This window comes from Novosphingobium lindaniclasticum LE124, assembly GCF_000445125.1.
GTDB lineage: Bacteria > Pseudomonadota > Alphaproteobacteria > Sphingomonadales > Sphingomonadaceae > Novosphingobium > Novosphingobium lindaniclasticum.
This window is the reverse complement of sequence record NZ_ATHL01000044.1, coordinates 1-6,609: the sequence shown is the minus strand read 5'-3', so window position 1 is coordinate 6,609 and position 6,609 is coordinate 1. Positions and strand designations below refer to the sequence as shown.

The following is a 6,609-nucleotide window of genomic DNA, read 5'->3' as shown; positions in this document are numbered from 1 at the left end:
GGGGAGGAGTGGGGCGCGGGAGCCGCGTTGGAGGCTTGTGCTCCGAGGCCCAGGGCAAGGCAGGCTATCCCTGCCAGCAACGCATGTTTCATAGGCGGAAATGTCCCTGTCGATCATCTTGGGGGCGCCGTTCGTCACCCCGATGCGGCAGGTTCTGGGCTATGCCGCGCCGAAGGTCCAGCCCTCGGTTCGGGCCAGTTGCGCTGTAAGATCAGCGGGTTTCCACAAGTTGGCGCGCGGCGCGGCCACGCGCAGCCAGGCGGTGGTGAGCAGCGCATCGGCACTGTGGTCGTCGATGGAGCCGGACCCCGCCACGGACGGCGAACCCAACGCCGTGAGAGCCTGGTTTAGCGCGGCATAGTCGGTCATCTTGGCCCGGCTGGCGGTCCGCCCGGCCGCGACGGCGGCAATCGCGGTGTAGATCTCGGTCAGCACCGAGCCAGTTTCCGGCAGGGGATCGACCGGCCAGACCGGAACCGCGCCGCCAAGGCGATGCAGCAGGCGCATGCCGGTGAGGCTGGACTTGCCGACTTGCGCAGCGCCCACGAGGTTGAAGTTCGAGTATGGCTTGCAGCCCGCACGCGCCTGCGCCTGTTCGGTCACGCGCATGCGGCCGCGGCGATGAAGTGCGCCGGGGAGATGGAAGCGCGCACCCTCGCGCCCGCCATGGCGGCGGAAATAGGCGCTGATTTCGGGATGATCGACGAAGCTGGCGGCGGCGAGATGTTCGTCGCGCGCGCAGATCGCGTCGATCAATGCCCATAGCGCGCGGGCGTCAGGCGGGCTGCCCGGCCAATCCGGGAAGAACGCGCCGGCGTCCGCGAAAGGCAAGGATATGCCGAGGTCGAGGCCGACGAGGGTGTCCTGCGGCAAGGCGTCGCGCAGCAGATGCAGAACATCCTCTCGGGACCAGTGGGCGTGGTTTGCCGGGCGCAGCAGACGCGGCGGGCCTTCACGTTCACAGAGTGCGACCGCGATCCCCTTCTGGCGCGGACCGAGTGCGCCGGACCAATCGATGGCCATGAAGTGCCGGAAGCGGGGCATCCTCTATCGTCAGTCCTCGCGCCGCTCGGCCCGCTTGCGATCCCACCATTCGAGGCGCTTGCGGATCTCGCGTTCGAAACCGCGCTCGACCGGCTCGTAGAACGTCTGCGGCGTCATGTCGTCGGGCCAGTAATTGTCGCCCGAAAAGCCGTCGGGCGCATCATGGTCGTAAGCGTAGTCCTTGCCATAGCCGATGTCCTTCATCAGCTTGGTTGGCGCATTGAGGATGTTGGCGGGCGGCATCAGCGAGCCTGTTTCCCGCGCCGAGCGGGCGGCGGCCTTGTACGCCTTGTAAGCCGCATTCGATTTCGGCGCGGTGGCGACATAGAGGCAGGCCTGGGCGATGGCCAGTTCCCCCTCCGGCGAGCCCAGGAACTCGTAGGCCTGCTTGGCGGCGAGGCACTGGGCGAGCGCCTGCGGGTCCGCCAGGCCGATGTCCTCGCTGGCCATGCGCACGAGACGGCGCAGCAGGAACAGCGGCTCCTCGCCCGCCGTCATCATTCGGGCAAGGTAATAGAGCGCCGCCTGGGGGTCCGAGCCGCGCACCGCCTTGTGAAGCGCCGAGATCAGGTTGTAGTGGCCCTCGCGGTCCTTGTCGTAGACGGCGACGCGGCGTTGCAGGAACTGGCCGAGCCCGGCAGGATCGAGCGGCTCGGCAATCTGCGCGGCATAGAGCGTCTCGGCCTGGTTGAGCAGGAAGCGCCCGTCGCCATCGGCCGAGGCGACCAGTGCCGCGCGGGCATCGGCATCGAGCGGCAGCGGGCCTTCCAGCGCCTCCGCCTTGTCCAGCAGCCTGTTCAGGGCTTCGGCGCCGAGGCGATGGAGGATCAGCACCTGGGCGCGGCTGAGCAGCGCGGCGTTAAGCGCGAAGCTGGGGTTTTCCGTCGTCGCGCCGACCAGAGTGACGGTTCCGCGCTCGACGAAAGGCAGGAAGCCGTCCTGCTGGGCGCGGTTGAAGCGGTGGATCTCGTCCACGAAGAGCAGGGTGCGCTGCCCGGCGCGGGCGGCCAGGTCGGCCTCGGCAAAGGCTTTCTTGAGGTCGGCCACGCCCGAGAACACGGCGGAGACGGCGGTGAAGCGCATGCCTACCGCATCCGCGAGCAGGCGGGCGGTGCTGGTCTTGCCGGTGCCCGGCGGCCCCCATAGAATCATCGAGGAAAGCCGGCCGGCCGCCACCATGCGCCCGATCGGGCCTTCGGGGCCAGTCAGGTGCTCCTGCCCGACCACGTCATGCAGCGTGCGCGGGCGCAGGCGGTCGGCCAAAGGGGCATCCTCGCGCGGCGCGCCGGGCGTCGGAGCAGGGGGCAGGTCGTCGGCAAAGAGGTCGGCCATGGCGACTATCTAGCTATTGTTCCGAGGAATTGCATCGGTTGGGTCGCGGGCGTAGTCTACAAGCCCCTAAACGGAAGGCAGGGAGGGCTGAGCGATGGCCAGGACTTTGGGAGTCAGAACCCCGCGGCATCTGTGGATCGTCGGCGTGCTGGCGCTCGTGTGGAACGCCTTCGGATGCACCGACTTCTCGATGACGGTCACGCGCAATCCGGCGTGGATGGCGCCGCTTTCGCCTGAGATGATCGATTGGCTGGACAATGCGCCAAGCTGGACGATCGTCACCTGGGCCCTGGGCGTATGGGGCGGGCTGGCAGGGGCGCTGCTGCTGCTCCTGCGCTCGCGCTGGGCGGTGGCGGCCTTCACGATCTCGCTGCTGGGGCTGGCGGTTAACCAGATCTATCCCTTCGTCTCGGACGTACCCGCGATGCTGACCAGTCCGGCGAGCATCGGCATCACTCTGGTGATATGGGTGTTGGCGCTGTTCCTGCTCTGGTACGCGTTGCGGCTGCGGGGCGACAGGGTGCTGCGTTAGGCGCTTCACGTTTTCCCGTGCCGCTCCGGTCGCAAGCTCCCTTCAGCCACGCATGCGGCGGCGGACGAGCCGGAGGTACGTGTCCGCGACGGCCTGGTTGATGCGATCCCAGCTGAAGTCGAGCGCGCGGGCTTCCCCGGCAAGGCCATGGTCGCCGCGCAGCTGCGGGCTTTCGATGTAGGCCTTCAGCGCCTCGGCGAACTGGTGGATGGCGCCGGGCGGGATGAGACGACCCGAGACGTGATCGTCGACCAGGCTCTGGCTGCCGGTGGCGGCGGCGGCGATGACCGGCAGGCGGCAGGCCATGGCTTCGAGCGTGACGTTGCCGAACGTCTCGGTGACCGACGGGTTGAACAGCATGTCCATGCTGGCGACTGCGCGGGCAAGGTCGGCGCCCTGCTGGAAGCCGACGAAGGCCGCCTGCGGCAGGCGGGCCTGGAACCATTCGCGCGCCGGTCCCTCGCCGACGACGAGCACGCGGTGCGCGACGTTTCGGCGGGTGAGGTCGTCGAGCGTGTCGGAGAACACGTCGAGCCCTTTTTCCATCACCAGGCGGCCCAGGAAGCCCACGACCACTTCATGGTCGGCGATCCCCTGGGCCCGGCGCCAGGCCAGGTCGCGGCGATCCGGGTGGAAGATGTCGCGGTCGACGCCGCGCGACCAGATCGACACGTCGTAGTTCATGCGCTGTTCGCGCAGGAGCTGCGCCATCGATTCCGAAGGCGCGACCAGGGCGTCGCAGCGGCGGTAGAAGCGGCGCAGGATCGCCTCGATCACCGGTTCGCCCCAGGCCATGTTGTAGTAGCGCAGATAAGTCTCGAACCGGGTGTGGACCGAGGCCAGCACCGGCAGGTTGCGATTGCGCGCCCAGGTCACCGCCTGGTGGCCGACCGGATCCGGGGAGGAGACGTGGACCACGTTCGGCGCGAAAGCCTTGAGATCGCGGCGCGCCTTGAGCGAAATCGCCAGGGGGACGCGATATTCCGGGCGGTTGGGGATCGGCAGCGAGTGGATGCCGATGAGGTCGCCGGTGGGTTCGAACGCGGGCTGGGCGACGGTCGGCGCGTAGACGCGGACTTGCGCACCTTGGCGCAGAAGATAGCCGACGAGGCGGTTCAGCGCCTGGTTGGCGCCGTCACGAACATAGTTGTAGTTGCCCGAAAACAGGGCAATGCGCAGGTCGGCGGTTTCCATGGTGGGCGCCCCATAGCCGCCCCCGCACCGATTGGCGAGTGGCCTTCATGGCCGCCGGCCGGTTCCTGCGGAAAACCGCCGCGTGCAGGTCGTCCCCGGCGCGCGCAAGGGACGGCGCGCGCCGGGGCGAAGCTTAGCGGCGCCAGTCGCGCCTGCGATCGTCGCGCCACCCGTGGCGGTTGCGATCCCAGCGGTCCCCCCGCCACCCGCGGCGATCATCGCGCCAGCCCCTGCGGTCGCCGCGCCAGCCGCGACGATCGTCTCGCCAGGCATGGCGGCCGTCGCGCCAGCGGTCGCGGCCGCCCCAGCGCTCGCGGTAGTAGGGCGCGTAATACCGGTCGTAATAGCGATCACGGTAGTAGCGATTGGGCGCGCCGTCGTAATAGTAATAGTAACCCGGCCGGCCGCGCACGGTGACGTAGCGGCGGGAATCGTAATAGCCGCGATCGTAGTAGCGCCCGTCGTCGCGGTCGGCGAGAGCGGCGCCCAGGGCAAGCCCGATCACGCCGGCACCGATGGCTATGGCGGCGTCGTTACCGCCCCCGTCGTAGTAGTCCCGCGCCGAGGCTGGCGCGGATACCGTGAGGGCAGAAGCGGCCAATGCCGTCGCCAGACCCAGGGATTTCCAACTCAGTTTCATCATATCGCACTCCTTTCCGGGCCAACCAAGTTACGGCGGAGTCGGCGGGCACGTCGGAGTTCGAGATTTCGCCTTCCGCCGTGAACTTGGGGTGAATTTGAAGCGGGCTGCGACGAGCCGCTCAGGGGCCGCGTCCGGCCGCAGCAATCGCCCGCGGTGCTCGCATGCAAGGACGCCCGGCCAGGTAGAGCCGGGCGTCCTGTGGGACGGAGAGGGGTTTATCCGTCCGCACCTTCATAGCGCCTCGTATAGGACCCGGTGGTCAGTAGCCGCGGCGGAAATCGCCGCCGTCGCGGTTGTAGCCCCGGCGCCAGTCGCCGCGCGGATCGTTCCAGCCGCGGCGCTGGTACTCATGGTAATCGTCCCGGCTGTGGCGGCCGCCGTCGCGGTCCCAATAGTAGCCGTCGCGGTACTGCCAACTGCTGTCGTAGCGGCGGTCGCGATAGCGGTCGTCGTCGTTGCTCGAGGCGATGAGGGCACCGAGCGCCAGCCCGATCACCCCTGCGCCGATGGCGACGGCAGCCGTGTTGTCGTTGTGGCGATAGTAGTCACGGGCAGCGGCGGGTGCGGCGCCCATGGTGGTGGCGCCGAGAACGGTAGCGGTCAGGGCAGTGGCCATGGCGGCCTTGCGGAAGAAAGTCATCGTTCGAAACTCCTTGCTGGGCAGGGGCTCCGGTGGGGCCGGGGTCTCGTCCCTTCTGAAGTTTCTTCTACGCCGCGGTGCCTGAACCGGATCGAAGCAAGTCGAGCAGTTTCCGTTCATATTCGTCATCATTTGAATGAACGAGGCAGGTTCGGGATGTTCGGATTCTCGGTTCATCTTGGAACCTGCTTCGTTCCGCCGCAGAAAAGGAAACAAAAACCAGGGGTTGGACTTCGGCAAGGGCGAGTACGAATAGTGACAGGGATTTTACCATGAAAACTGCCCGCTACCTTTCCTCGACGCTCGGCCTGGCCGTCGCGATCGTCGCCATGCCGGCCATCGCACAGGAAGATCCCGCACCTATCGCCGTCGACACGCCGGCGCGCGACAGTCACTTCGACGGTCCTTACGTCCAGGCCTTCGGAGGTCTGTCGACGCGCGGCAACGATCGCGGCGACAGCCTGCGGTTCGACACGGATGGCGACGGCCGCTACGACAACACCGTCAGCACGGCGGCGGGCGCAAACGCCTTCGCGCCCGGCTTCTGCAACGGCCGCGCCCTCGGCGCCACGCCCGATGGCGGTTGCCGCAGCGACAAGGACGGCGCGGAATACGGCGTGCGCTTCGGCTATGACAAGCGCATGGGCAACAACTTCGTGCTCGGCGGCCTGATCGAAGGCGTCAAGAGCGACGCCAGGGACGCCACCTCCGGCTTCAGCAGCACGCCCGCCAGCTACGTCATCCAGCGCCAGATGGACTACGGTCTCAATGCCCGCGTGCGGGCGGGCTACACCCCCGGCGGCGGCGCGCTGTTCTATGTGACAGGCGGCGGCGGCGTGGCGAAGATCGACCACACCTTCCTGACCACGAACACGGCCAATTCGTTCGCTCCCCAGCGCAACAATCGGCTGGTCTGGGGCTGGCAGGCCGGCGGCGGCGGCGAAATCATGGTCGCCCGTAATGTCAGCCTCGGTATCGAGTATCTCTACAACCGCTACAACGACAACAAGTACAACGTCGAGGTCGGTCCCGGCACGGCGCCGGCAACCAATCCATTCCTGATCGATTCGGGCTCGACGAGCATCAAGGGATCGAACAAGGACTTCTCGTATCACTCGCTGCGCGCGACGGTCGGCTTCCAGTTCTGATCCCGACCTGACCCTGATTGGGAGAGGGCCGAAAACGGCTCCAGTACACGGAAAAGGGGCGGCAACCTCGCGGTTG

The 6,609-nt window shown here is 67.5% G+C and carries 7 protein-coding genes; 2 read left to right on the top strand and 5 right to left on the bottom strand.

Annotated features, from left to right (window positions below):
- Positions 1-159: 159 nt before the first annotated feature.
- Positions 160-1,044 (bottom strand): hypothetical protein, encoded by an 885-nt coding sequence (locus tag L284_RS30355; protein ID WP_031341632.1) that lies wholly within the window; start codon positions 1,042-1,044, stop codon positions 160-162.
- Positions 1,045-1,053: 9 nt separating this feature from the next.
- Entirely contained in the window at positions 1,054-2,376 is a 1,323-nt protein-coding gene (locus L284_RS30350) for a replication-associated recombination protein A (RefSeq protein ID WP_021233077.1), read from the bottom strand.
- A 94-nt stretch (positions 2,377-2,470) separates the two neighbouring features.
- Here L284_RS30350 and L284_RS30345 point away from each other — a divergent pair, with 94 nt between their 5' ends.
- Positions 2,471-2,908, top strand: a complete 438-nt coding sequence (locus tag L284_RS30345) for a hypothetical protein (protein ID WP_031341631.1) — start codon at positions 2,471-2,473, stop codon at positions 2,906-2,908.
- 42 nt (positions 2,909-2,950) lie between these two features.
- Here L284_RS30345 and L284_RS30340 read toward each other — a convergent pair whose 3' ends face one another.
- The 3 genes from L284_RS30340 to L284_RS30330 form a co-directional block, all read right to left on the bottom strand.
- Positions 2,951-4,102, bottom strand: a complete 1,152-nt coding sequence (locus tag L284_RS30340; protein ID WP_021233075.1) for a glycosyltransferase family 4 protein — start codon at positions 4,100-4,102, stop codon at positions 2,951-2,953.
- Between the two features lie 133 nt (positions 4,103-4,235).
- The gene (locus L284_RS30335) at positions 4,236-4,745 is read right to left on the bottom strand and encodes a hypothetical protein (protein ID WP_021233074.1); all 510 of its coding nucleotides are present in this window, start codon (positions 4,743-4,745) and stop codon (positions 4,236-4,238) included.
- 259 nt (positions 4,746-5,004) lie between these two features.
- Positions 5,005-5,385, bottom strand: a complete 381-nt coding sequence (locus L284_RS30330; protein ID WP_021233073.1) for a hypothetical protein — start codon at positions 5,383-5,385, stop codon at positions 5,005-5,007.
- A 272-nt stretch (positions 5,386-5,657) separates the two neighbouring features.
- Between L284_RS30330 and L284_RS30325 the strand changes: the two genes are divergently transcribed.
- A complete protein-coding gene (locus tag L284_RS30325; protein WP_021233072.1) occupies positions 5,658-6,533 on the top strand; it encodes an outer membrane protein in 876 nt (291 codons plus the stop codon).
- Positions 6,534-6,609 lie beyond the last annotated feature (76 nt).